Genomic DNA, 23,817 nt, shown 5'->3' on the forward strand with positions numbered 1-23,817 from the left:
GCTGGACAGGGCTTAGCGCGGTGGCGGCCTCGCGGGCAAGCGGGGCCCGGCAAAGGCCGCCACCTGTCATGACCTTGTCACCGTGCTGTCATGGTAGCGACAGGGCTGAAGGCTAGGCGCTGCGCAGCCTATGTTCTGGAGATTGTCATGTCGCTCGATGCGGTCAAACCTGCCCAACCCATGCCGCTGCGCGGCCCAAGCCAGGATGAACGCGCCGCGCTGCTGGCGCTGGAGCGGAATGAGGCCAATCATGCCGCGGCCCTTGCCGGCCTCGACTGCCTGCAGCGGGTTGAAGCGCCAGCAAGCGCCTTGCTTGAGCCCTTGAGCTTCCCGCTCACCATCGCCACCTGGAACCTGGAACGGTGCTACGCGGTTGAGGCTTCCGCCGCGCTGCTGGCCCGCGAAGGCGCCGACATCGCCCTGCTGTCGGAAGTCGATAATGGCATGGCGCGTACGGGACAGCGCCACACCGCTGCCGAGATTGCCGGACTGCTGGACATGGGGCATGCATTTGGCGTGGAGTTCCTCGAACTGGAACTCGGCGACGCCATGGAGCTGCAGTTCTGCACCGATGACGTCAACCTGCATGGTTTCCACGGCAATGCGCTGCTGGCCCGCACCGGATTGCAGGCGCCTGTGATGATCCGGCTTGAGGCGCATGGTCACTGGTTCAGGCCCGACAGCCCGGCACATCGGATTGGCACGCGCTGTGCCATTGCTGCTGTGGCAATGACGACCGCCGGTCCGCTCTACCTGGTTTCCGTGCATCTGGAGAGTGCGGCCAAGGCCGACTATCGAGAACAGCAGATGGCAGGCCTGATCGCAGCTGTCGAGAAGATGGCGGGCACCATGCCAGTGGTTATCGGCGGCGATCTCAATACCGGCGTCGGCCATGCTGGCGATTTCGAGCAGGAGACGCTGTTCGCGCTCGCGGCGCGCCACGGCTTTGAACGCCACAGCGGGGCGCTCGACCAAATGACGACGCGAACCAGCCGCCTCAGCCGCGCCCCCAAGACCGGCTATAAGCTCGACTGGTTCCTCACCCGAGGGGTGGTGGTCAGCGAAAGCCGCATTGTGCCGGCTGTGGCGCCGGATGGCGAGGTGCTGTCGGACCATGACATGGTGGTGGCGACCATTGGCGGGTTCGAGCGCTAGCCCGGGGCGGGCGCGTTTGACGCATTGTCGGAACAGGTCTGCCAGATTAGAATGAATCTCATGTTGCGCTGCGTTGATTTGGCGCTTCGGGGTCGGGCCAAGTGGTCGCGCGGCATCTTGACTTATGTCAATGCGCCGGCGGCGACCTTAAGCCAAGACTGGCGTCGCATTCGGGCCCCGATCGGTCTGCAGCAGACAAAAGGACGTTTCGATGGACTATCGCAGCATATTCGAAGATGCGGTTGATACGCTGCGGACGGAGAAGCGCTATCGGGTATTCGCCGATCTCGAACGGGTAGCAGGGCAGTTCCCTCGCGCCATCTATCGTGACGATGCCGACAATGAGCGCGACATCACCATCTGGTGCTCCAATGACTATCTGGGCATGGGCCAGCACCCCAAGGTGATCAAGGCCATGCAGGACACAGCGGGCAAGCTGGGCGTCGGCTCGGGCGGTACGCGCAATATTTCCGGCACCAACCGGCCGCTGGTCGAGCTTGAGCGTTCGCTCGCCGACCTGCACCGCAAAGAAGCCGCCCTGGTCTTCACCTCCGGCTTTGTCTCCAACGAGGCCGGCATTTCCACCATTGCGCGGCTGCTGCCGGATTGCATCATCTATTCGGACCAGCTCAACCACGCCTCGATGATCCAGGGCGTGCGCCAGTCGGGCATGCAGAAGGTCATCTTTCGGCACAATGACGTGGCTCATCTGCGCGAGCTGCTCAGCCAGGTGGACCGCAAGCGGCCCAAGCTGATCTGCTTTGAGTCCATCTATTCGATGGATGGTGACATTGCGCCGATCAAGGCGATCTGCGACCTGGCTGCAGAGTTCGGCGCGCTGACCTATATCGACGAAGTCCATGCCGTGGGCATGTATGGCCCGCGCGGCGGCGGCATTGCCGAGCGCGACGGCCTGATGGACCGGATCGACGTGATCGAGGGCACGCTGGCCAAGGGCTTTGGCACGATGGGCGGCTATATTGCCGCCAACAAGGCGATCATCGACGCGGTGCGCTCCTATGCGCCCGAATTCATCTTCACCACCGCCCTGCCCCCAGCGCTCTGCGCCTCGGCGCGCGCCTCGATCGAGCATCTCAAGACGAGCGGCCATGAGCGCATGATGCAGCAGCGCCAGGCACGCCTCACCAAGGCGATCCTGGCCGATGCCGGCCTGCCGGTGATGGACACCGAAACCCATATCGTGCCGCTGATGGTGGGCGATGCGCGCCAGTGCAAGGCGGCCAGCGACATGCTGCTGGAAAAGCACAATATCTATATCCAGCCGATCAACTACCCGACCGTGCCCAAGGGCACCGAGCGGCTGCGCATTACCCCGACGCCGCTGCATACCGACGAGATGGTGTTTGAACTGCGCCATGCGCTGGTCAGCGTCTGGACGAGCCTGGAACTGCCGCGCGAACGCGCCGACGCCAAGATCACCGCCAGCAAGCTGACCTCGGGTGACCTGACCCTGCCGACAGTGGGCGGCTAAGTTCTTTTGAACCTGCCCGCCTGCCCCGGGGAAGGCTGACCGCTGCAAGGCGTCAGCCGCCCCTGGCTGCGGCGCGCGTACACCTGGCACCCGCCACCGACCAACCCGGCAACGCCATGGCTTGCGCCAGATCAATGCATCCGCGTCCGGACCGGGCGTAGCCTGTGGTGATCCACAGCAGGAGCATGGTCATGACCGAAGAGCCCAGAAACCGCCGCTTCACCGAAGACCTCGACATTGCCGGTCATCAGCTGATCGAGACGGTGCGCCGCCTGATTGCCGAGGGCAATGTCAGCCGGTTGCGCATCCGCGCCGAAGACGGTTCGGTATTTCTCGAAATTCCCCTGACCGCCGGCGCCGTGGCGGGCGGGGTCATTGTACTGACTGCCCCCTGGCTGGCCGCCATCGGCGCCATTGCGGGCCTGGCCACCAAGGTCAGGGTCGAGATCGTGCGGGACAGTGACCAATCCGATGGTGGCGAACTGCCTGCATGAACCGAACTCGTCTGGCCGCGCCGGTGGGCCCGACCACTAGCCGGTCAGCACGATCCGCATCAGATCGGCCGTGTTGCGGGCGCCGAGTTTTTCCATCACCCGGGCCCGATGCACCTCGATGGTGCGGGGCGAAATGCCCAGCAGGCGGCCGGCTTCCTTGTTGGACTGACCATTGCTGATCAGCTGCAGCACCTCGCGCTCGCGCGGGGTGAGCTGGGCAAAGCCGCGCACCTCGATGGATCGCCGCCCGCCCTGCATGGCGTTGAGATGCACGTCCCGGCGCAGGGCATCGCGAATATCGGCAAGGAAGTGCTCGGTATCGATCGGCTTGCTGACCACGTCGGCGGCGCCGATCTTCATGGCGGTGACGGCGGCCTCAAGCTGGGGGTAATCGGCCAGCATGAAGACCGGCGTGCCGGTACCCATGGCCTTGATGCGGCGCAGCAGGCTCAGCCCGCTTTCCTCGCCCAGCCGCAGATTGAGCACCACGATGTCGGGGATGCGGCGCTCCAGCCCCACCAGGAACTGAGCGGCATCAATGGAGAAGGTGGTCTGAAAGCCCTCAAGGCGAAACAGGACGCTGAGCGCCTCGCAGGTGGCCGGATCGGAATCGACAATATGGATCAGTCGGTCACGGTTCAAAGCCGAACGGTAATAAATGTCTTCGCTCATCTTGCCCTGCCCTGGCTTAATTCGCTTTAAATATAGTCACCAACTCAACGTCATATTTGACGGTAGTTTGCACTAAGGGTTCCCGCTCGCCCATACGGAGAATACGTAGGTGACATTACCAATTATGGGTATATATACCTACTACTGTCCTGTTAACTGACTGCTGTCCTAGCCAATGGTGCAGAAAAGGCCAGCCGAAAGGCTGGCCTCGTGTTTCAGCGTGCGCGCAGGGCGTCGCGGATTTCGGTCAGCAGCACTTCCTCGCGGCTGGGCGCGGGCGTCTCGGTCACGGGTTCCTTGGCCGCCTCGCGCTTGAGCGAATTGATGCCCTTGACCACCATGAACAGCACGAAGGCAATGATGGCGAACTTGACCACGGCGTTGATGAACAGACCGACATTGAGCGTGGCAATGCCGGCTTCCTGAGCTGCCAGCAGGGAGGGTATCGGCAGGTTGTCGGGGTTGGACAGCACGACAAACAGGTTCGAGAAATCGATTCCACCGATCAGCAGGCCGATCAGGGGCATGAAGATATCGTCGACCACCGACGAGACGATGGCGCCGAAAGCGGCGCCGATGATCACGCCGATCGCCAGATCGATCATGTTGCCCTTGATGGCGAAGTCGCGGAATTCCTTGAACATGGATAGCCCTCTCATTAACTGCCCGCCTCTTCCCAAGGCGTCACCGCACTGCCGCGGAAGTTAAACATTGATGATCATCTGCCGAAAAAGCAATGGGCAGAGAGTTGACCTTGCGCGGCCTGTCGGCGCGGCCGATAGTCGGGCTTCCCCAGCAACCCGGTTCCCACACGCCCATGGCGCCACCCAAGAGCGACGCAGAAGCCAGCCTGCGGCAGGCCATTGATCATATTCCGCAGGGCATTGCCGTGTTCGATGCGCGGTTGCGGTTGGTGACCTCGAACGCCCGCTACAACAGCCTGCTGGAGCTGCCCGCAGCGCTGCAAAAGTTGGGGACGCCGCTGTTCGACATCGCCCTGTTCCTGGCGGACCGGGGTGACCTGGGGCAAGGCGATGCGGCTCGGCTGGCGATCGAGCGGATCAATCTGCTGACCTCCCAGCCGGTAACGGTGACGCAGCGCAGCGGCAATGACAGCCAGACGCTGGAATTCTATTCGAGCCGCCTGCCCGATGGCGGGCTGGTCATCGCCTTTGCCGATGTCACCGCGCGGGTGCAGGCGGAACGGGCGCTGGAGCAGGTCAACCTGTCGCTGGAGGGCCGCGTGGCCGAGCGCACGGCGGCGCTGACACGGGTCAATGCGGAGCTCGAAAGCGCCCGCGCCAAGGCCGATGCCGCCAACCACGACAAGACGCGTTTCCTGGCTGCGGCCAGCCACGACCTGCTGCAGCCGCTCAATGCGGCGCGGCTTTATACGTCAACATTGATCGAGCGCGCCAAATCCACCGGGCTGGCCGACCTGGCCAATTCCATCGAAGCCTCGCTGACGGCGGTGGAAGACATCATGTCGGCGCTGCTCGACATTTCCCGCATCGACAGCGGCGCGCTGAAACCAGCGCCGGCGCCGGTGGCGGCACGAGACCTGCTCAAGCGCATCGAGGTCGAATTCGGGCCGATGGCGCGCGAGCGCGACATCACCCTGCGCATCGTGGGCAGCACGTCATCGGTACTGGTGGACCGATCGCTGGTCGGGCGTATCGTGCAGAACCTGGTGTCGAACGCGATCAAATATACCCATCGCGGCGGCAAGGTCCTGGTTGGGTTACGACGGCGCGGCAACCGGATGCGGCTCGACGTGATCGATACCGGCATCGGCTTCAATAAGGACCAGCACCGGCTGCTGTTCGCCGAGTTTTCGCGGCTGGAGCGCGGCGCCCGCATGGCGCAGGGGCTCGGGCTGGGTCTCTCCATCGTGCAGCGCCTAGTGGCGGCGCTGGGGCTGACGCTGGAGCTCGACAGCGTCGAGGGGCGCGGCTCGCGCTTCTCGCTGTTCCTGCCGCTGACGCGGACCATCCGGCCCAGCGCGGAGCCGGCGCCCTCACCGGCCGAGCTGCATTTTGGTACGCGGGGACTCAAGATCCTCTGCGTGGACAATGAGCGGGCCATCATCGAGGCCATGGAGGGGTTGCTAACCCATTGGGGCTGTGACGTGCGCAGCGCGCTGTCGCTCAAGCAGATCGACAAGGAACAGCTGCTCGAGGGCTGGTATCCCGACCTGGTGCTGATGGACTACCACCTCGACCAGACGTCGGGCCTGGATGCCATTGAATGGCTGCGTCACAATCTGGGCGGGCACCTGCCTGCCGCGCTGGTCACCGCCGATCGCAGTCCGGCCGTGCGGGCCCTGGCCGAGGAACGCGGCATTGCGGTAGTGACCAAGCCGGTCAAGCCGGCGGCCCTGCGCGCCGCCATCAGCGGGTTGGCCAACCAGGCGCGCAGCCCGAGCCCGCGGATCGGCTAGGCTGGATCGCTGAACAGGCCCGCCCGGCGGCGCTCCAGCGCCCACCAATAGATGGCGCCGCGGGCCAGAAACCAGACATGCAGGGCCAGCCAGAGCCCGAGATTGCCCAGCAGCCGCTGCAGCAGCAGGGCAGCCGCCAGGAAGACCACGAGGGATATCACCATGCCATTGCGCATGGTGGTGTTGAGGGTGGCGCCGATCAGGATGCCGTCATAGACGAAGGCCGGCATGAAGGTGAGAGCGCAGAGCGCGGCAATGGGCAGGTAGCTGACGGCCTGCGCCCGGACCTCTGCATTGGTGGTCATCAACCCGATCAGGGCGGACCCGCCCAAATACCAGGCCAGTCCCAGACCGCCAGCGATCACCAGGCCCCAGAGAAAGCTCAGGCCATAGGCGCGATCAAAGGCGGGGCGCCAGTTGGCGCCGACGGCCTTGCCGGTGAGCTGTTCGGCGGCCTGGGCGATGCCATCGAGGAAGAAGCCCACCACCATGAGCAGATTGAGCAGGATGGCATTGGCCGAGAGCGCCACCTCGCCCATGCGCGAGCCCTGGGCCGCAAACCAGGCATAGGCGCCCATCAGGGCCAGGGAGCGGATCATCAGGTCGCGACTGAGGCCGAACATGCGTTTGAGCGCGATGGCATCGAGCAGCTCGCCCGGCGCAATGTGGGCCAGCACGGCACGGGGACCACCATAGTGACGCAGCAGCAGAGCCAGGCCGACAAGGGCCGCCACCACCTGACCGAGCACGGTGCCCGCCGCAGCGCCGGCGACGCCCCAACCCAGCAGATAGACGAAGGCAATGCTGGCAAGGATATTGATGCCGTGCAGCAGGAACTGCAGTGCCATGCCGGTCGTGGCGGCGGCCCGGCCATAGAACCAGCCCAGCAGGGCATAATTGACCAGCGAAAATGGCGCCGACCAGATGCGGACGGCAAAATAGTCGGCCAGGGCGGCGCCAGTGCCCGAACCCGGCGCCAGCAGGCTCGTGGCCAGCCAGAGTATGGGTCCGCCCAGGGCGATCATGCTGAGCCCGATGCCAATGGCGAGCAGGATGGCCCGGCTGACGTGGAGCAGGCCATCGCGGGGATCGCGCGCGCCAACGGCCTGGGCAGTGAGGCCGGCCGTGCCGATGCGCAGGAAATAGGCCAGCGAGAAGATGACGTCGAACACCAGGGCGCCCAGCACGAGGCCGCCGAGCAGGCCGGCATCGCCGAGCCGGCCGATCACGGTGATATCGACAATGCCCACCAGCGGCTCGGTGATGAATGCCACCGAGGCCGGTAGCGCGATCTTCCAGACGTCGGCGTGGCGCACGTCGAAGGGATATTGGGGACGCGCGCCGGTGGTCATGAGAGTGCTCGCAGAATCAGTGCTCGGTGAGCAGCGAGATCACCACATCGGCCCGGTCCTGCGACAGGGCTACCAGATCATAATTGGGCAGATCATTGCGCGCGATATGGGCGCGGTTGCGCTCCTCGCCGAACAGGCCGGCCTCGGCATGGCGCTTGAGCAGGCGGGCCTCGACCAGATCGCGCGGCACATCGATGAAGACGGCATAATCGAGCTGCGGCCTGACGCCGGCAAAGGGGCCTTCGGTCAGCAGCAGATAATTGCCCTCGACAACCAGCACGCGGACATCGGGGCCGACGGTAAAGGCATCGTCCACGACGTCCTCGATCTGGCGCGAATAGCCCGGGCCGCTGACGGCGGCGCTGGCGGATTTGAGATGGTGCAGGAAACTGACAAAGGCCGCCCCCTCAAAGGTATGCGGGGCGCCCTTGAAGTCGGTCTGACCCATGGATTCGAGCTTGGCGTGGCGCATGTGAAAGCCATCCATGGGCACCAGCTGGGCGCTGCCCGACTTGGTGGCGTTGAGCATGGTGACGATCTCGGCCGCCAGGGTGGACTTGCCGGTGCCCGGCCCGCCGGCGAGGCCGATGGCGATGCGGGCATGGGCCTGGCTCTCCAGCTCGAGGATATGCGGCACGAGGCGCTGCAAGGCCTGCTGCGGCGTGAGGCTGAGGCGGGTCGGCATCACGATCTCCGGGTCAGGCGGATCAGCAGCCAGATGGGCACGACCAGCACCGCGCCGGTGATGACATAGGCGCCCAGATCGCGGAACACGCCGAAACCATCGCGCACGGCATCGTGAAACAGCTCGATGGCGCCGTCGATGACGTCCTGTGGCCGGACGCCGAACACCGACATCAGGAAGCCCACCAGCAGGGATACCAGTATCAGCCGGAGAATAACGCCGGCAGGGCTGCCGCCGAAGAACCGTTCGACGGCACTGCGGCGCCTTGGCTCGGTGGGATAGGGATCGCTCATCGGTGTTCCTCCGCCCGCTGTCGGGATGCTGGGTGATCATATAGGGTGTTTTCTGATTTGCAGAAGACTTGAACGCTTCTGCCGGAGCTTAGATTTGGCTGAACTGCCTCCCGTCATTACCGCGTGGTTCGCCGCCAAGGGCTGGGCGCCGCGACAGCACCAGCTCGATGTGCTCGACAGCTGGAATGCCGGCGCCTCGGCGCTGCTGATTGCGCCCACCGGGGCCGGCAAGACACTGGCCGGGTTCCTGCCGACGCTGGCCGACCTGGTTGCCGGCGACCATCAAGGCCTGCACACGCTCTACATTTCCCCGCTCAAGGCGCTGGCGGTGGATGTGCAGCGAAACCTCACCGGCCCGATCCTCGAGATGGGTCTCAAGATCACGGCGGAAACGCGGACCGGGGATACGCCGGCCAGCAAGCGGGCGCGGCAGCGCGCCAAGCCACCGCATATCCTGCTCACCACGCCCGAGCAATTGGCGCTGCTGATCAGCCACCCGCAGGCCGAGCTGTTCTTCGGTTCGCTCAGGCGCATCGTGCTCGACGAGCTGCATGCTTTGGTCACCTCCAAGCGCGGGGAGCTGCTGTCGCTGGCCCTGGCGCGCATTGCGAGCCTCGCGCCAGATCTGCAGATCACCGCGCTCAGCGCCACGGTGGCGCGGCCGGACCTGTTGCGCGACTGGATCGCCCAGCCCGTGCCCGGTCGGGTGACAAAGCTGCTGGAAACCACCGGCGGGGCGGCGCCGGTGCTGGAAATCCTCGCGACCCAAGAGCGGCTGCCCTGGGCCGGGCATTCGGCCAATTATGCCCATCGCGACCTCTACGAGACCATCAAGCAGCACCGAACGACCCTGCTCTTCGTCAATACGCGCAGCCAGGCCGAACTGCTGTTCCAGGGCCTGTGGGCGATCAATGACGACATGCTGCCCATTGCCCTGCATCACGGTTCGCTCTCGGTGGAGCAGCGGCGCAAGGTGGAGGGCGCCATGGTGGCCGGCGCGCTGCGGGCGGTAGTCTGCACCTCGACGCTGGACCTCGGCATTGACTGGGGCGATGTGGATCTGGTGGTGCAGGTGGGGGCGCCCAAGGGCAGCTCGCGCATGCTGCAGCGCATCGGCCGGGCCAATCACCGGCTCGACGAGGCTTCCAAGGCGCTGCTGGTGCCCTCCAACCGCTTCGAGGTGCTCGAATGCGAGGCGGCGCTGGAAGCGGTGGCCGAGCGGCACCAGGACAGCGAAGACCCGGTCAATGGCGGCTATGACGTGCTGGCCCAGCATATCATGGGCATGGCCTGCGCCGCGCCCTTTGCCGCCGACGCGCTTTATGACGAGGTGCGGCTCGCCTGGCCCTATCGCGACCTGCCGCGCGGTCAGTTCGACCGGGTGCTCGATTTCGTCGCCACGGGCGGCTATGCGCTGCGGGCCTATGAACGCTATGCGCGGCTCAAGCTGACGCCGGAGGGCACCTGGCGCGTGGCCAATCCGCAGGTGGCCCAGCAATACCGGCTCAATATCGGCACCATCATCGAAGAACCCATGGTCAAGGTGCGGCTAGTGCGGGCGCGCGGGCTCAAGAAGGGACAGTCGCAAAGCCCGATCGGCGCCGGCGGCCGCGTGCTGGGCGAGATGGAGGAATATTTCTTCGGCACGCTGCTGGTGGGCGACACCTTCATGTTCGGCGGCGAGATCGTCGCCTTCGAGGGCATGCGCGACAACGAGGCCTTCGTGTCGCGGGCGCAGGCCACCAATCCGAAGATTCCGAGCTATATGGGCGGCAAGTTTCCGCTCTCGACCTATCTGGCCGAGCGCGTGCGGCGGATCATGGACACGCCGGATGACTGGCACAAGCTGCCAGACCAGGTCAGTGACTGGCTGCGGCTGCAGCGCGACGTATCGGTCATGCCGCGGCGCGACAGCCTCTTGGTCGAAACCTTTCCGCGCGGGGCGCAAAACTACCTGGTCTGCTACCCCTTTGAGGGACGGCTGGCGCACCAGACGCTGGGCATGCTGCTGACGCGGCGGCTGGAGCGGGCACGCGCGCGCCCGCTGGGCTTTGTTGCCAGCGAATATGCCCTGGCCATCTGGGGCTTGGGCGATCTGTCCGGCCTGATCCGCACCAATCGGCTGTCGCTCGATGATCTCTTCTCCCAAGACATGCTGGGCGATGACCTCGAAGCCTGGCTCGATGAATCGGCGCTGATGAAGCGTACTTTCCGCAATTGCGCTGTTATTGCCGGGCTGATCGAGCGGCGCCATCCGGGCCGCGAAAAAAGCGGCCGGCAGATCACCATGAGCTCGGACCTGATCTATGACGTGCTCTACCAGCACGAGCCGGACCATATCCTGATCCAGGCGACCCGCCGCGACGCGGCCCGCGGCCTGCTCGATATCGAGCGGCTGGGCGACATGCTGGCGCGCATCAGCGGCCATATCGTGCACAAGCCACTGAACCGGATCTCGCCGCTGGCCGTACCGGTCATGCTCGATATCGGCAAGGAGCCGATTTTCGGGGAAGGCCGCGAATCGGCTATGGCTGATGCGGCAGATGAACTGATGCGCGAGGCGCTTGGACAGAATTGAGTCAGGTCCAATTGCAGGCCGAGATCACGGAGACACCGATCTTGCGCTTTGCCGGCCATAATTTTGAGCCCCTGCCCTCCGGCGCGCTCTACTGGCACGCCCGGCAGACGCTGCTGGTGGCCGACCTGCACCTCGACAAGATGGGCAGCTTTGCCCGGCGCGGCCAGATGCTGCCGCCGTATGATACGGGGGTGACGCTAAGCCGGCTCGAGGCGGACCTGCGCCGCACCGGCGCCGTGCGACTGGTAGCCCTGGGCGACAGTTTCCACCGCGCCGATGCCGGCGCGCATCTGAGCGCGGCCGACCGGGCCCGGCTCGAAACCATTGCCGCGAGCATCGAGTGCGTCTGGCTGTCCGGCAATCACGACCCGCTGCCCAATGGACTGGTTGGGACTGCCCTGCCCGAGATCGACCTGTTCGGCCTGACGCTGACGCATGAGCCGCGGCGGGGGACTGTAGGACTGATCGCGGGCCACCTGCATCCGGCGGCGCAGATCCGCATCGAGGGCCGATCGACCCGCCGCCCGTGCTTTGTGCATGACAACCGGCTGCTGATCCTGCCGGCTTATGGCGCCTCGACGGGATCGATCAATATCCTCTCGCCTGCCTTTGCCGGCCTGCTGCACTTTCCGGCGCTGGAAGTGACCATGCTGGGCAAGGACCGGACCTATCCGGTGAGCATCCAGCGGCTGGTGCGCTCCTGATCAGCGCTTGAACAGCGCGCCGCCGAGCCAGCCGGTAAACAGCGCCAGCAGCACGCAGATCAGGCCATAGAGCAGCGGCTGCTGCACGGCGGACAGGGCCAGGAAGCGTTCAAAGCCGATCTTGCGCACCGAGAAGCCTTCCGACTTGCGCGCAATGACCTCGCCATTCTTGAACACAAAGGTCAGCGCCACATAGGGACCGGGCGGGGCATTGCTGGGCAGGGTCAGGCGGGCGGAGTAGAAATTGTCGGAGAGGAAATTGACGCCGTTTTCCTGGATGCCGAACAGGCCTTCCTCGCCCATCAGCCGCACCAGTTCGCGGCTGAAGATCTCGGTCTTCCACCAGTCGGCCGTGCTGGCGGCCAGGGTATAGGCTTCAGGCAGGATGCCGTTGGCGGTCAGCGTGGTGACATCGGTGATATCGGTGAGGCGGCCGCTCGAGAGCACCTGCAGGTAGCTCGGAAAATTGTCGAACTCGACGCGGTCGGTATTGAGCCAGATGCCGAAATTGTGGGTCTTTTCGCGCGCCACCCGATCCTGGGTGGGGCCGAGGACGACAACCACCACATGGAAAGGTCCGGTGACAAATTTCTGCTCGGAACCGGCATCGGGGGCGATCGAGCCGAAGAAGGTCATCCGCTCGCCGTCAAAGCTCGAGGTGATCTCGATGCTTTCATTGGACAGCTGGGAGACCAGGCGCTCGGCACTGGCCGGCAGGGCCAGCAGCAGCGAGAGCAGGAGGGCGACAAGCAGGCGGGTCAATTGGCACCGCCCAGCACTTCCGTGCTGAAAACATCGGCCGGGGTCAGGATCAGCGAGAAACCAAAGCGGATCGCCACTGCCAGCACCAGCAAAGCCAGCAGGCCGCGCAGCTGTTCGCCGCGCAGCTGCTTGCCGGCCGCGGCGCCGAACTGGGCGCCCACGGTACCGCCCACCATCAGGCAGAAGGCCAGCAGGATATCGACGCTCTGGCTCTGGACGGCGTGCAGCATGGTGGTGGCGGCCATCATGGCCACAACCTGGGCCAGCGAGGTGCCGATGACGACGCTGCCCGGCACGCGCAGCAGATAGACCAAAGCCGGCACCATGATGAAGCCACCGCCAATGCCGAGCAGCGAACCGACAAAGCCGATGAACACGCCGATGACCAGCACCGGCAGGACGCTGATATAGAGGCGCGATTTCTTGAAGCGCACGCGCCAAGGCAGGCCGTGGATCCAGTTGTGCTGGTTGGGCAGTCGCTCGCGCACGACGACGCCCTTGCGCGACTTCAGCAGGGAGCGTGTGGATTCGACCAGCATGAGCGTGCCGACAGAGCCGAGCAGGACCAGAAAACCCAGCGAAATGACAAAATCGAGCTGGCCGGCAGACCGCAGCAGGTCGAACGCGGCCACGCCGAACACGGCGCCGACAATGCCCGAGGCCACCAGATAAAGCGCCAGGTGCAGATCGATGCCGCCGCGCCGGTAATGGCTGAGGGCGCCCGAGGTCGAAGCGGCCACGACCTGGCCGGTTACCGAGGCCACCGCCACCGAGGCCGGCACGCCGGAAAAAATCAAGAGCGGCGTCAGCAGAAAGCCACCGCCGACGCCGAACAGGCCAGACAGGAATCCGACCGCCCCTCCGATCCCCACGAGAAAGAAGAGGTTCATCGAAAGCTCGGCGATCGGCAGATAGATCTGCAAGACCCTGGTTCCGTTCGAAATGACTACAGCGGCATCACCCTACAGGGTTGTCCGTCAACAATAAGTCAAAAGTTCCCACCTTTTGCCGGCGGGCACATCAAATCAATCATGCGCCAAGGCACGGCAGGCGCCGCCTCAATAACAGGCTTTTATGTCAGACGGGCTGGCTGCCCAGCACGGCCAGCAGGCGCGGGTTGATGATGCCGGTTTCGCTCATGCCGGTGCCGCGCTCGAAGGTACGGATGGCCTCGGCCGTCTTGGGCCCGACCACGCCATCGGGTGTGCCGATATCAAAGCCGAGCTTGCCGAGGGCCAGCTGCACCTTGGCAATGACCTCGCGCGACGTGATCGCTTCGCCGGTGACGAACTTGTCCGACCAGGTGCCGATGGGGGCAAAATTGGCGGCCAGGTCGATGGGAGTCATTTTCCAGACAGCGACTTCGGCATTGATGCGGCTGACGGCGTCAGCGCTCAGCGACTTGGCAATGTCCTCGCTGGCCTTGGCGGCATCGGCGTCACCGCCCATGGCGGCCAGGGCAAACCACTTGTAGGACTGCTCGAAATCCTGCGGCACGCCCAGGCCACGCGCATAGAGCATGCCCAGATTGAACTGGCTGTCGGTCATGCCGCGCGAGGCTGCCTGCTCGAACCATTCCGCTGCCGTTTCAAAGGCCTGCTCGCCCAGTTGTCCGCCGGCATAGAGCGCAGCCAGATTGTGCATGGCCATGCGGTTGGACGCCTCGGCCGCGCGCTGGTACCAGAGCTTGGCAATGGCCAGGTCCTTGTCGACGCCGGTGCCGGTCTCGTAGAGATTGCCCAGGCGATACTGGGCGGGCACGAAGCCCTGTGCGGCCGAGCGCTCGTACCAGATGGCCGCTTCGGCATAGTCCTGCTCGACGGCGCGGCCCTCGCCAAAAATGGCGGCGACTTCAAACTGTGCCTTGGCATCGCCATTGGCCGCGGCCCGGCGCAGTTCGAGCGGCCCGATGTCTTCCACGGGCAAGGCAAAGGTCGCCGTGCTTTCGGGCTGGCTGGCTATGCTGCCGGTCACCAGTTGCTCGGTCGCTGGTGTAGCGGCAGGCGTCGCGGCCCTTCCAGTGGTGCCGGAATTGGCCAGCAGCGTTGGCGGCATGGGCGTGGTGGGCAAGGCCGAGCGGGTAAAGCTGGACACATTGGGGTTGATCGAGCCGGTGGCCGTGTCGTCGATCATGTCGATGACGCGCGGCTCGGGCCGGACCAGGGAAACCTCATCGGCGGCGGCCGGCTCCTGGGCTGGCGGCGCCACGGGAGTGGGTGCCGCGACGGCGGCCTGCTGCGGCTGCTCGGCCATGCGCTGCATGACCAGATTGAGCGCCAGCATGGACACAGCGACCAGGGTGGCGGCCAGCAACAGGGGCCGGCGATGCCGGGTCAGAAAGCTTGGCTCTTGCTCGGCCTCGTCGTCGGGACCCGCGAAGGACGGCGCAGCCACGGCCTCGACCTTGGGCGCCTCGGCTGGCTTGGTCTTGGCCGGCTTGGTCTTGGCCGGCTTGTCGACGGGCGGCAGCGGATCGGCGCCAGCGGCCGGCGTCTTGTCGGGCATGAAGCGCGACAGGGCACGACCGATGATGGAATTGCCGGTGGCGTCAGGAACAGCCGCTTCGGTGCGGGCACGTTGGGCACGGCGCGCGGCGGCCACAAAGGTGCTGGTACTGTTCTGGCTAAGCTGGGCTTCGGCATGGGAGACCGGTGGCGGCGTCACGCTGAAGGGTTCGGCGGGCGCCTGTGCCAGGCTCGACTGTGGGCGCGGCGGCCGCTCGACGCTGGCCGGATCAAAGGCGGGACGGCCGGCCGGGGCCGGCGCAGCGGCCTTGTCGGCAACGGGCTTGCCGGCTGCTGCCGGCTTGCTGGCTGCAGGCGGCGCGGCGGTCACACTGGGTGGCGTGGTGCTGAACTTGGCGGCGAGGGCGGATCGCACCGGCGTGGTGTCGCGGAAACCAGGATCAATCAACGGGGCATCGTCGCCCGGATTGGTCGGCATGGCATCGCTCTCGGCCAGCGGGCTGCCCAGGGCCGCCAGCATGGCCTCGAGCCGCTCGCCATTATTGCCTTCCGGCGTATCGTCGTCGGGAGTGGACCGCTCAGTCATAGGGGCCGGGCGCGATGCCGGTGGCTCTGCTCGAGCCGAGCTGGTGGCGGGCCGGGCATCAGCGCGCTGGTTCAGCGCTGCTTCGAGCCGGAGCAGCCGTTCGGCGGTATCCTGGCCTGCGGTATTGAACAGCGCGGCGATGCGCTTTTCCAGCGCCTGCATGCCGTCCTGGCCCATGCCGGGAGCGGCGGGAACGGCTGACTTGGCCACAGCCTGGGAGGTCTTTTCGGCGACCAGGTCGGCCAGCGCCTCATAATCAGGGGTCTTGCCAGCGCTCTTGATGAGCGTGGCCAGACGGTCCTCGATGCTCTTGAGGCTGTCGGGGCCGAACATGGCGACGGGGGCCGGCGCCTTGCGGGTCACCGCTTCGCTGGTGCGCTCGGCGACCAGGATGGCGACGGCCTCGATGCTGGCGGCGTCCTGCGGCGCGGCATAGAGCTTGGTCAGGCCGTTGAGCTGGGCGCCGGTTTCATCCATGCGCTTGATCAGCAGCTTGAGCTGGCTCTCGACCTGGGCGGTATCGGCGGCCGGCCCCATGCGGTCCGACAGCGCTTCGAGCTGGCTTTCGATCCGGTCAAAGCGGGGTGCCATGCCAGCCATGACGGCCTGGCGCAGGGCCATTACGTCCTGCTTGAGGCCGGCGACATCGCCATTGGCAGCGTGGAAATCGCCGATGCGCGAGGCCAGGGCATCCACTTTGCTGACCAAGGCGCCCGGCGCCGTCTCGCGGTCCTTCATGGCCTTGGTGAAGGCGGCCATTTCAGCGGTCAGCCGCTCGAAATCGCCCGAGGACAGCGTCACATTCTTTTCGATGGAGTCGATGCGATCGTAGACGTTGCGCACGCCGGCTTCGATGGCCGCCATGGCCGGTGCAAGCTTGCCAGCGTCCGCGGAAGCAGGCGCAGCGGTGAGGCGATCCTCGCGGCCGATCTCGCGCTCCATCTGCTGGGCCTGCAGTTCGGCCAGCTTGCCTACGGTGGTGGAGAGATCATCGAGGCGCTTGTTGATAGCGTTGAGCCCGACCTTGGGGCCTTTTTCGATCAGCGCGGCCAGGGCGGCAATCTGGGATTCGAGGCGCTTGACCTGACCGGTCTCGCCGACGGCGCCGGCCAGCAGTTCGACCACATGGGTCAGCTGCTCGACCTGGCTGGCCACTTCATGCACGCTGCCATTGCTGGTGCGCTGGGATTTGAGTTCGCCTTCGAGGGTCTCAAGACGCCCCGACAGGCCGCCGACCAGCCCGCTCAGTTCGCGAAATTCGGGCATGTCGATGACGCGGTGACCGAGAGCGGCCGCCGTACCCGAGATCTGCCGGCCGCGGATTTCGGCGATGGCACTGGCCAGGGAATCCTGCTCGGCCTCGATCTGCTCGGCCTCATCGCGAAAGCTGAAGCGATCAACTGCGCGCTTGACGGTGCGCAGCGCCTCACGACGACGATCGACAGGCTCAGGGCCCAGGACCTGATCGCGCAGATTGCGGACGCGCTGGGACAGACCGTCCAGCGCCGGCTCGTCGCGTTCGACACGCTCCACGTGGGCATAGCGCCCCTCGACCTGATCGAGGAGGGCAACCAGTTCACCGCGCAACGCCTGCCACTCGCCCGGCTGAGGGTCTGCGACCCGGTCGGGACTTTCCTGGAATGAGTGCGCGCGGGCCATAAACGGTACCTGTCATGAGAAGACGGCGCCCTCGCGATTCAACACGAAGGTATGAGCCTTACTCTTGGTAAAACATGGTAAAGAACGGGTTAAGCATCAGCCCATTAAGCCAACACGATTGCCCAAGTGGGCTGATTTCATCGGGGGTTATGGCTATAGGGTGACGATGCACCTGAATTGTCTGCGCGCTGGGAGGCTGACGCCAACATGACACGCCGCCGCATCATCATCGTCGATGACCATCCGCTGTTCCGGGCCGCGCTGCGGCAAACCCTGTCTGGGGGCGACGCCACCGTGACGGTGGAGGAGGCCGGAGATCTCGCCGGGCTCAGCGCCGCACTCGACGCCGATCGCGACTGCGATCTTGTCTTGCTGGACCTCAACATGCCAGGCGTACGCGGCTTTTCGGGCCTCCTGCTGCTGCGCGCGCAATATCCCGACATTCCGGTGATGATCATCTCGGCAGTGGAGGACAGCACGGTGGTGCGTCGTGCCTTCGAGCTGGGCGCGGCCGGCTATCTGCACAAATCGGTGGGGCCCACCGAAATCCGCCGCGCCATCGAAACGGTGCTGTCGGGCGAGGTCTTTGTGCCCGAGGGCACCATGTTGAGCGGCGATGATGGTCACACCGCGCTGATGCGGCGGCTGTCGACGCTGACGCCGCAGCAGGTGCGGGTGCTGATGATGCTCAGCGACGGGCTGATGAACAAGCAGATCGCCTATGAGCTGACGATCTCGGAAGCCACGGTGAAGGCCCATGTCTCGGCCATCCTGCAGAAGCTCGATGTCGACAGCCGGACCCAGGCGGTGATTGCCGCCGCCCGTATCGAAGACGGTCAGTTCGAGGCGCTGTTCTCCACCGGGCCGGACAAGAGCTAGAGGCTCGCCTTGCCGTCGGCCCAATCGGCGGTCCTGCTGCCGACCAGTTGGGCGATATTGGTCTTGCCCTGAGCCCGCACGGCCGAGACCAGGCCCCGCTTGATGGTATCGAGCAGGTCAAGCCCGCCATAGACCAGCGCCGAATAGAGCTGGACGGCATTGGCGCCGGCCTCGAATTTGGCCAAAGCCGATTGCGGCGAATGAATGCCGCCCACGCCGATGATGGGCAGATCGCCAACGCGCTGGCGCATCTGGGCGAGCTTGCGGGTCGACAGATCAAACAGCGGCTTGCCCGAGAGCCCGCCGGTTTCCTCGGCATTGTCCTGCCCGGCCACGCTGTCACGCGTGATGGTGGTGTTGGAGACGATCAGGCCGTCCAGATCGGTGGACAGCACCACCTTGGCGATGACGTCCAGCGCGGCTTCGTCAAGGTCAGGCGCGATCTTGAGAAAGACCGGGACGCGGGTCTTCGCCTTGGCGCGAGCGGCCAGCAGTTCGCCGAGCAGGCGGCGCAGGGCTTCGTCGGCCTGCAGATTGCGCAAGCCCGGCGTATTGGGCGAGGAGACATTGGCGGTCAGGTAATCGGCCAGGTCGGCAAATTTGAGGACCCCCGCCACATAGTCGGCGACGAAATCCTCGCTGTCCTTGTTGGCGCCGATATTGACCCCGAGCGCCGCGGGCACGCGCAGGCCCTTGAGCCGGGCGAAGGCGGCATCGTGGCCCTCATTGTTGAAGCCCATGCGGTTGATGACGCCCTGCGCCGCCGGCAGCCGGAACAGGCGCGGCTTGGGATTGCCGGTCTGGGGGCGCGGCGTCACCGTACCGATTTCGACCATGCCAAAACCCATGCGCGCCAGCGGGCGCGGCACCTCGGCGTTCTTGTCAAAGCCGGCCGCCATCCCGACCGGATTGGTCAGTTCGAGACCACACAGCGTGGTGCGCAGTTCGGCGCCATCGGCTTGGGCCTGCTCCGGCGCCATGCCCAGGCGCAGGGCCGCAATGGTGGCGCCGTGGGCGGTTTCGGCATCCATCTTGAGCAAAGCCTGCTGGGACAGAGCGGACAAAGCCGGCAGGCGCAGCAGGGGCGAGAGGGCAGAAAAGATCATCGGACGGCCTCGGGCAGTTGGCAGCTGCCATCGGCCGCCACGGTCAGTGGCGCCTCCCAGGCGATGGAAGCGGTGGGCAGCGCACCGCCATGGAGATGGGGGAACAGCGCCCCGTTGCGCGAGGCCTCCCAGACCAGGCCCAGGCCAAGGTCGGCGCTGCGCACGGCCAGCAGCACCAGCCCGGTCTGGCCGGCAAAGTGCAGGCGCAGGGTTTCGGCCAGCTGGCCGGCGCTGGAAAAATGGATATAGCCATCCTGGGCGTCGATCGGCATGCCGGCAAAGGCGGGCGTGCTGCGCGCGGGTGCGAAGGCGGCTTCGGTGGCGATCTTGTAGACGAATTCGGTGCTGCTCATGGGCGCGAACCTAAAGGCGCGCGCGGGCAGCCGCAAGCACCGCAAGGCGGCTCTTTACAGGGGAAAGAGAGCGGCATATATCTAGGATTAAATTCCACGACTGAGACACATTTCCTGTTCCGGACAGACCCCATGTTGTCACACCGAGCCATTTGGGACGGCATTGATGCGCTGGCGCGGCGCCATGGCCATTCCGTTTCGGCGCTGGCCAAGCTTGCCGGCCTCGACGCCACCGCCTTCAACGTCTCCAAGCGCGTCAGCAAGGACGGCCGCGAACGCTGGCCATCGACCGAGAGCATTTCCAAGGTTCTGGAGGCGACCGGCGAGGGCTTTGACTCGTTCCTGGCGGGCAGCGGCGCCTTCATCCAGCTTGGCGGCAATGGCCCGGCCCGCACTGTCCCGCTGCTGGGCCTGGCGCAGGCCGGGCGCGGCGGTTTTTTCGACAGCGCCGGCTTTCCCGCCGGACAGGGCTGGGACGAAGTCGCCCTGCCTGCCGCCGAGCAAAGCGGGATCTATGCGCTTGAAGTGCATGGCGATTCCATGGAGCCGCTCTATCGCGAGGGGGACCGGATCGTGGTGTCGCCCACCGAACAAGTGCGGCGGGGCGACCGGGTCGTGGTCAGGACGCGCGATGGCGAGGTCATGGCCAAGATCCTGGCCCGGCAGACCGGACGGCAGATCGAGCTGCACTCGCTCAACCCGGCCTATGAGCCGCGCATTTTCGAGCTCACCGAAATCGAGTGGATTGCCCGCATCATCTGGGCCAGCCAATGAACGAGGCCGTCGACCCCAGGCGGATCGACAAGGTGGCGCGCTGCTTTGACGGTGCCGGGCGCCTGGTGCGCTGGCCGTCCAAACGGGCCGACCAGTTGCTGGTGCTCTGGGTGGTGTGGTCCTACCTGCCGGCCGATGCACAGATGAGCGAACCCGAGGTCAGCTCGATGCTGCGCGACTGGCATGTCTATGAAGACTATGCGCTGCTGCGCCGCGAACTATGCGATCTCGACATGCTGCGGCGCACGCCCAATGGGCGGATCTACCGGCGTGTCGAGCATGACATGCCGGCAGAGGCCGAAGCGCTGCTGGCGCGCTTCAGCCCAAACGCCGCCTAGGCCGCCAGCATCTTGCCGGCCAGCGCGTCGGCGATCAGCTGGCGGGTATTGTCGATGCCGTAGAGCGCCACGAAGGAGCCGAAGCGGGGGCCGCGTTCCTGCCCGATCAGCACCTGGTAGAGCATCCGGAAGAAGTCGCCGGACACGCCGGGACCGCCCGCCGGGCTCTTCTTGCTGTGATCCTGGTAGCGCTCGACCTGGCGCGCGACGTCGAGCGCCGCATTCTGGATCGCCTCGTTGTCGGCATGGGCCGGCAGCGTGGCAAAGGCGGCCGACAGGGCCTCGAGCGCGGTGCGCTCGACATCGTCGGGGGCACGATAGGTCTTGGCGACGAAATTGCGGAAATAGCGCATGGCATAGCCGACCAGCGCATCGAGATGGGGATGGGTCTGCGGCGACACGCCCGGGGCATAGGCCGAGATATAGCCCCACATGACTTCGGGCGTTTCCGGGTTCGAGGCCGTGGCCAAATTGAGCAGCAGCGCAAAGGTGACCGGCATGTCGATCTCGGGCACATTGCCGTAATGGACATGGAAGGCAGGGTTTTCCAGACGCGCGGCGACATCCTGCTTGGCATAGGCCGCGACATGGGCGGCATATTCGTCCACCGCGCGCGGGATGACGTCGAAATGCAGGCGCTTGGCGACACGCGGCTTCTGGAACATGTAGAGCCCCAGGCTCTCGGCCGGGGCATAGGTCAGCCATTCGTCAATGGTCAGGCCATTGCCCTTGGACTTGGAGATCTTCTGGCCCTCGGAATCGAGGAAGAGCTCATAGACATAGTGCTCGGGCGGATTGCCGCCGAGAATGGCGCAGATCTTGTCGTAGATCGGCGCATTGGTCTGGTGGTCCTTGCCGAACATTTCGAAATCGACGCCCAGGGCAGCCCAGCGCATGCCGAAGTCGGGCTTCCACTGCATCTTCACATGGCCGCCGGTGACCGGCACGGTGGTGTCGCGCCCGTCCTCGTCGGCGAAGGTGATGGTGCCGTCCTTGGCATTGACTTCCTTCATCGGCACATAGAGCACGCGGCCCGAGAGCGGCGAGATGGGCAGGAAGGGACTATAGGTGGCCTGACGCTCGACGCCCAGGCTGGGCAGCATCACCTTCATGATGGCGTCATAGCGCTCGGCAGCCAGGCGCAGCACGGTGTCGAACTTGCCGGACTTGTAATAGTCGGTGGCGCTGGCGAACTCGTAGTCGAAGCCGAAGGTGTCGAGGAAACGGCGCAGCATGGCGTTGTTGTGATCGCCGAAGCTGGCATATTCATTGGTCCAGGGATCGGGCACGGCGCTCAGCGGCTTCTGCAGATGCGGCTCCATGGCCTCGCGCGACGGCACGTTTTCCGGAATCTTGCGCATCCCGTCCATGTCGTCGGAAAAGCAGATCAGCCGCGTCGGCACTTCATCGCGGGTGAGCAGGCGGAAGGCCGTGCGCACCATGGTGGTGCGGGCCACTTCGCCGAAGGTGCCGATATGAGGCAGGCCGGAGGGCCCATAGCCGGTCTCGAACACGGCTTCGCCCTTGCCGGTTTTTTCCAGGCGCTTCACGAGCTTGCGGGCTTCCTCAAACGGCCAGGCGCGGGCAGTCTGGGCAGCGTCAAAGAACGCAGGGTCGAGAACGGGCAGTGGAACGGGCGACAAAGGGCGAGCCTTTCGAGATGAGGAAGTGCCGGGTTGTGTTGCATCCCGGCGCTGTGGCGTCAACGATTTCAAGGGCTGGCCTGCTTGCCAAGCCTGCCCGAGGCGCCTAGCTATCGCAGGCTGATGCCCCACCCTGGATTGATCCATGCCCAATAGTGCCCATGACGCCCTGATCCACCTGATGATCGTTGCCGCCTCCTCGGACAGCCAGATGACCGAAAAGGAGCTGGTGCGCATCCAGGGACTGATCAGCCGGCTGCCGGTCTTCGAGGCGTTCGATCCGAGCCGGCTGCGTGCCGTGGCCAATGCCTGTGCGGACACGCTCAACGGCCCGGGCGGACTCGACCAGGTGCTCGACGATGCCATCGCCGCCCTGCCCGCCAAGCTGCAGGACACCGCCTATGCACTGGCGGTGGATGTGACCTCGGTGGACCTGCATCTCGAGCAGGAAGAACTGCGCTTTCTCGAAATGCTGCGCGACCGGCTCGACCTCGACCGCCTGACCACAGCCGCCATTGAAGTGGCGGCCCGGGCCCGGCATCGCCGGATGCCCGATCAGTAAAACCCGACCGGGAACCAGCGCAGGTAGAGCTCGTCGAGCACGCCATTGTCCTTCAGGCGCACCAAGGCCCAGTCGATGGCGTGGCGGACGGCATCATTGCCGGCGAGCACGGCAATCGACAGGCCCTCGCCGAACAAAGCCGGCCGGAAATAGGCGCCGCCGGCAAAGCCGCAGCAATCGAGATTGTCATTGATCCAGAAGGCGGCGCGCATGCCGTCGCCGAAAAACACATCGACATCCCCGGCCTGCAAGGCGGCCAGACCCTCGAGCTCGGTGTCGGCGGGCTCCAGCTGCGTCGCCGGCAAATAGCGCTTCATGAAGGCTTCATGGGCGCTGCCGCGTCGCACGGCGACGGTCTTGCCCGCCAGGGCATCCGGACTGAAGGCGGCAACATCTGCATGACGGGTGACGAAGCGTCCGGGCAGAGCCATGTAGGTGGCGGAAAAATCAAACAGTTCGCCATTGGCCGCGGACATTTCGAGGCCCGCAATCAACGCATCGCCCTGATTGTCGGACAGGGCATCGGTCGCCTGGGCCCAGGGCCAGGCCTGGAGGGTGCAGGCGACATTGACCTCCTGGCAGATGGCCTTGGCCAGATCGACATTGAAGCCGATCAGCTCGCCGCCACTGTCACGAAAATTGAAGGGCGGGAAATCGGCCGTGGTCAGGAAACGGATGGCCGGCAGGGCGGTAGCACCGGGCAGGATTTCACGCGCCGACGGATCGGCGTGATAGGGCAAGGCCTGCGCAAAAGCCGACCCTGCCATCGCTGCCAGCAGCAGTATTGCACCTGTCAGACCCGCTAGCCGCACCGCGCCGCCCTCC

22 protein-coding genes are annotated in these 23,817 nt (G+C 65.3%); 10 read left to right on the forward strand and 12 right to left on the reverse strand.

Annotation, left to right across the window (positions count from 1 at the left end; genetic code table 11):
- Nucleotides 1-147: 147 nt before the first annotated feature.
- The 3 genes from GDR53_RS04835 to GDR53_RS04845 all read left to right on the forward strand — a co-directional run bounded on the left by GDR53_RS04835 (nt 148) and on the right by GDR53_RS04845 (nt 3,141).
- Nucleotides 148-1,155 carry an endonuclease/exonuclease/phosphatase family protein gene (locus GDR53_RS04835; RefSeq protein WP_232846732.1) on the forward strand — a complete coding sequence of 336 codons (1,008 nt, stop codon included), beginning with the start codon at nt 148-150 and terminating at the stop codon, nt 1,153-1,155.
- Between the two features lie 211 nt (nt 1,156-1,366).
- Nucleotides 1,367-2,647, forward strand: a complete 1,281-nt coding sequence (gene hemA / locus GDR53_RS04840) for a 5-aminolevulinate synthase (RefSeq protein WP_193336961.1) — start codon at nt 1,367-1,369, stop codon at nt 2,645-2,647.
- Nucleotides 2,648-2,838: 191 nt separating this feature from the next.
- The gene (locus GDR53_RS04845) at nt 2,839-3,141 is read left to right on the forward strand and encodes a DUF4342 domain-containing protein (protein ID WP_193336962.1); all 303 of its coding nucleotides are present in this window, start codon (nt 2,839-2,841) and stop codon (nt 3,139-3,141) included.
- A gap of 36 nt (nt 3,142-3,177) precedes the next feature.
- On the opposite strand, the gene GDR53_RS04850 is transcribed toward GDR53_RS04845, so the two are convergent.
- Nucleotides 3,178-3,813: a response regulator transcription factor gene (locus GDR53_RS04850; protein WP_193336963.1), complete on the reverse strand. Its 636-nt coding sequence runs from the start codon at nt 3,811-3,813 to the stop codon at nt 3,178-3,180.
- A 215-nt stretch (nt 3,814-4,028) separates the two neighbouring features.
- Entirely contained in the window at nt 4,029-4,457 is a 429-nt protein-coding gene (gene mscL / locus GDR53_RS04855) for a large conductance mechanosensitive channel protein MscL (protein WP_193336964.1), read from the reverse strand.
- 173 nt (nt 4,458-4,630) lie between these two features.
- Here mscL and GDR53_RS04860 point away from each other — a divergent pair, with 173 nt between their 5' ends.
- The gene (locus GDR53_RS04860) at nt 4,631-6,253 is read left to right on the forward strand and encodes an ATP-binding response regulator (protein ID WP_193336965.1); all 1,623 of its coding nucleotides are present in this window, start codon (nt 4,631-4,633) and stop codon (nt 6,251-6,253) included.
- On the opposite strand, the gene GDR53_RS04865 is transcribed toward GDR53_RS04860, so the two are convergent.
- From GDR53_RS04865 to GDR53_RS04875, 3 genes are read right to left on the reverse strand one after another with little or no spacing between them, the layout of a single operon-like run.
- The gene (locus tag GDR53_RS04865; protein ID WP_193336966.1) at nt 6,250-7,605 is read right to left on the reverse strand and encodes an MATE family efflux transporter; all 1,356 of its coding nucleotides are present in this window, start codon (nt 7,603-7,605) and stop codon (nt 6,250-6,252) included. The two genes, GDR53_RS04860 and GDR53_RS04865, sit on opposite strands and share 4 nt — an antisense overlap.
- Nucleotides 7,606-7,621: 16 nt before the next feature.
- Nucleotides 7,622-8,290, reverse strand: a complete 669-nt coding sequence (locus tag GDR53_RS04870; protein WP_193336967.1) for a nucleoside/nucleotide kinase family protein — start codon at nt 8,288-8,290, stop codon at nt 7,622-7,624.
- The gene (locus GDR53_RS04875; protein ID WP_193336968.1) at nt 8,290-8,583 is read right to left on the reverse strand and encodes a DUF6460 domain-containing protein; all 294 of its coding nucleotides are present in this window, start codon (nt 8,581-8,583) and stop codon (nt 8,290-8,292) included. The genes GDR53_RS04870 and GDR53_RS04875 overlap by 1 nt, the downstream gene beginning before the upstream one ends.
- 94 nt (nt 8,584-8,677) lie before the next feature.
- Here GDR53_RS04875 and GDR53_RS04880 point away from each other — a divergent pair, with 94 nt between their 5' ends.
- Complete coding sequence (locus GDR53_RS04880; protein WP_232846733.1) at nt 8,678-11,161, forward strand: ligase-associated DNA damage response DEXH box helicase; 2,484 nt, start codon at nt 8,678-8,680, stop codon at nt 11,159-11,161.
- A gap of 41 nt (nt 11,162-11,202) precedes the next feature.
- Nucleotides 11,203-11,865: a ligase-associated DNA damage response endonuclease PdeM gene (gene pdeM / locus GDR53_RS04885; RefSeq protein ID WP_193336970.1), complete on the forward strand. Its 663-nt coding sequence runs from the start codon at nt 11,203-11,205 to the stop codon at nt 11,863-11,865.
- Here pdeM and GDR53_RS04890 read toward each other — a convergent pair whose 3' ends face one another.
- From GDR53_RS04890 to GDR53_RS04900, 3 genes are all read right to left on the reverse strand, one after another.
- Complete coding sequence (locus tag GDR53_RS04890; RefSeq protein ID WP_193336971.1) at nt 11,866-12,627, reverse strand: TIGR02186 family protein; 762 nt, start codon at nt 12,625-12,627, stop codon at nt 11,866-11,868.
- Nucleotides 12,624-13,550 (reverse strand): sulfite exporter TauE/SafE family protein, encoded by a 927-nt coding sequence (locus GDR53_RS04895; RefSeq protein ID WP_193336972.1) that lies wholly within the window; start codon nt 13,548-13,550, stop codon nt 12,624-12,626. The genes GDR53_RS04890 and GDR53_RS04895 overlap by 4 nt, the downstream gene beginning before the upstream one ends.
- A 154-nt stretch (nt 13,551-13,704) precedes the next feature.
- On the reverse strand, nt 13,705-17,337 hold the full coding sequence (locus GDR53_RS04900; protein WP_193336973.1) for a peptidoglycan-binding protein: 3,633 nt from the start codon (nt 17,335-17,337) through the stop codon (nt 13,705-13,707).
- A gap of 207 nt (nt 17,338-17,544) precedes the next feature.
- Between GDR53_RS04900 and GDR53_RS04905 the strand changes: the two genes are divergently transcribed.
- Nucleotides 17,545-18,216 (forward strand): response regulator, encoded by a 672-nt coding sequence (locus GDR53_RS04905; protein WP_193336974.1) that lies wholly within the window; start codon nt 17,545-17,547, stop codon nt 18,214-18,216.
- On the opposite strand, the gene GDR53_RS04910 is transcribed toward GDR53_RS04905, so the two are convergent.
- Nucleotides 18,213-19,322 carry a quinone-dependent dihydroorotate dehydrogenase gene (locus GDR53_RS04910; protein ID WP_193336975.1) on the reverse strand — a complete coding sequence of 370 codons (1,110 nt, stop codon included), beginning with the start codon at nt 19,320-19,322 and terminating at the stop codon, nt 18,213-18,215. The genes GDR53_RS04905 and GDR53_RS04910 overlap by 4 nt on opposite strands.
- Complete coding sequence (locus GDR53_RS04915; RefSeq protein WP_193336976.1) at nt 19,319-19,675, reverse strand: DUF952 domain-containing protein; 357 nt, start codon at nt 19,673-19,675, stop codon at nt 19,319-19,321. Before GDR53_RS04915 ends, GDR53_RS04910 begins: the two co-directional genes overlap by 4 nt.
- Nucleotides 19,676-19,807: 132 nt before the next feature.
- On the opposite strand from GDR53_RS04915, the gene GDR53_RS04920 reads away from it, so the two are divergent.
- Entirely contained in the window at nt 19,808-20,449 is a 642-nt protein-coding gene (locus GDR53_RS04920; RefSeq protein ID WP_193336977.1) for a S24 family peptidase, read from the forward strand.
- A complete protein-coding gene (locus GDR53_RS04925) occupies nt 20,446-20,787 on the forward strand; it encodes a DUF2087 domain-containing protein (protein ID WP_193336978.1) in 342 nt (113 codons plus the stop codon). Before GDR53_RS04920 ends, GDR53_RS04925 begins: the two co-directional genes overlap by 4 nt.
- Here the strand turns inward: GDR53_RS04925 and GDR53_RS04930 are convergent.
- Nucleotides 20,784-22,430, reverse strand: a complete 1,647-nt coding sequence (locus GDR53_RS04930) for a lysine--tRNA ligase (RefSeq protein ID WP_232846734.1) — start codon at nt 22,428-22,430, stop codon at nt 20,784-20,786. The genes GDR53_RS04925 and GDR53_RS04930 overlap by 4 nt on opposite strands.
- Before the next feature lie 145 nt (nt 22,431-22,575).
- Between GDR53_RS04930 and GDR53_RS04935 the strand changes: the two genes are divergently transcribed.
- Nucleotides 22,576-22,992: a tellurite resistance TerB family protein gene (locus GDR53_RS04935; protein ID WP_193336980.1), complete on the forward strand. Its 417-nt coding sequence runs from the start codon at nt 22,576-22,578 to the stop codon at nt 22,990-22,992.
- Here the strand turns inward: GDR53_RS04935 and GDR53_RS04940 are convergent.
- A complete protein-coding gene (locus GDR53_RS04940) occupies nt 22,986-23,804 on the reverse strand; it encodes a transporter substrate-binding domain-containing protein (protein ID WP_193336981.1) in 819 nt (272 codons plus the stop codon). The genes GDR53_RS04935 and GDR53_RS04940 overlap by 7 nt on opposite strands.
- Nucleotides 23,805-23,817: the final 13 nt, after the last annotated feature.

Source organism: Devosia beringensis (genome assembly GCF_014926585.1).
GTDB lineage: Bacteria > Pseudomonadota > Alphaproteobacteria > Rhizobiales > Devosiaceae > Devosia > Devosia beringensis.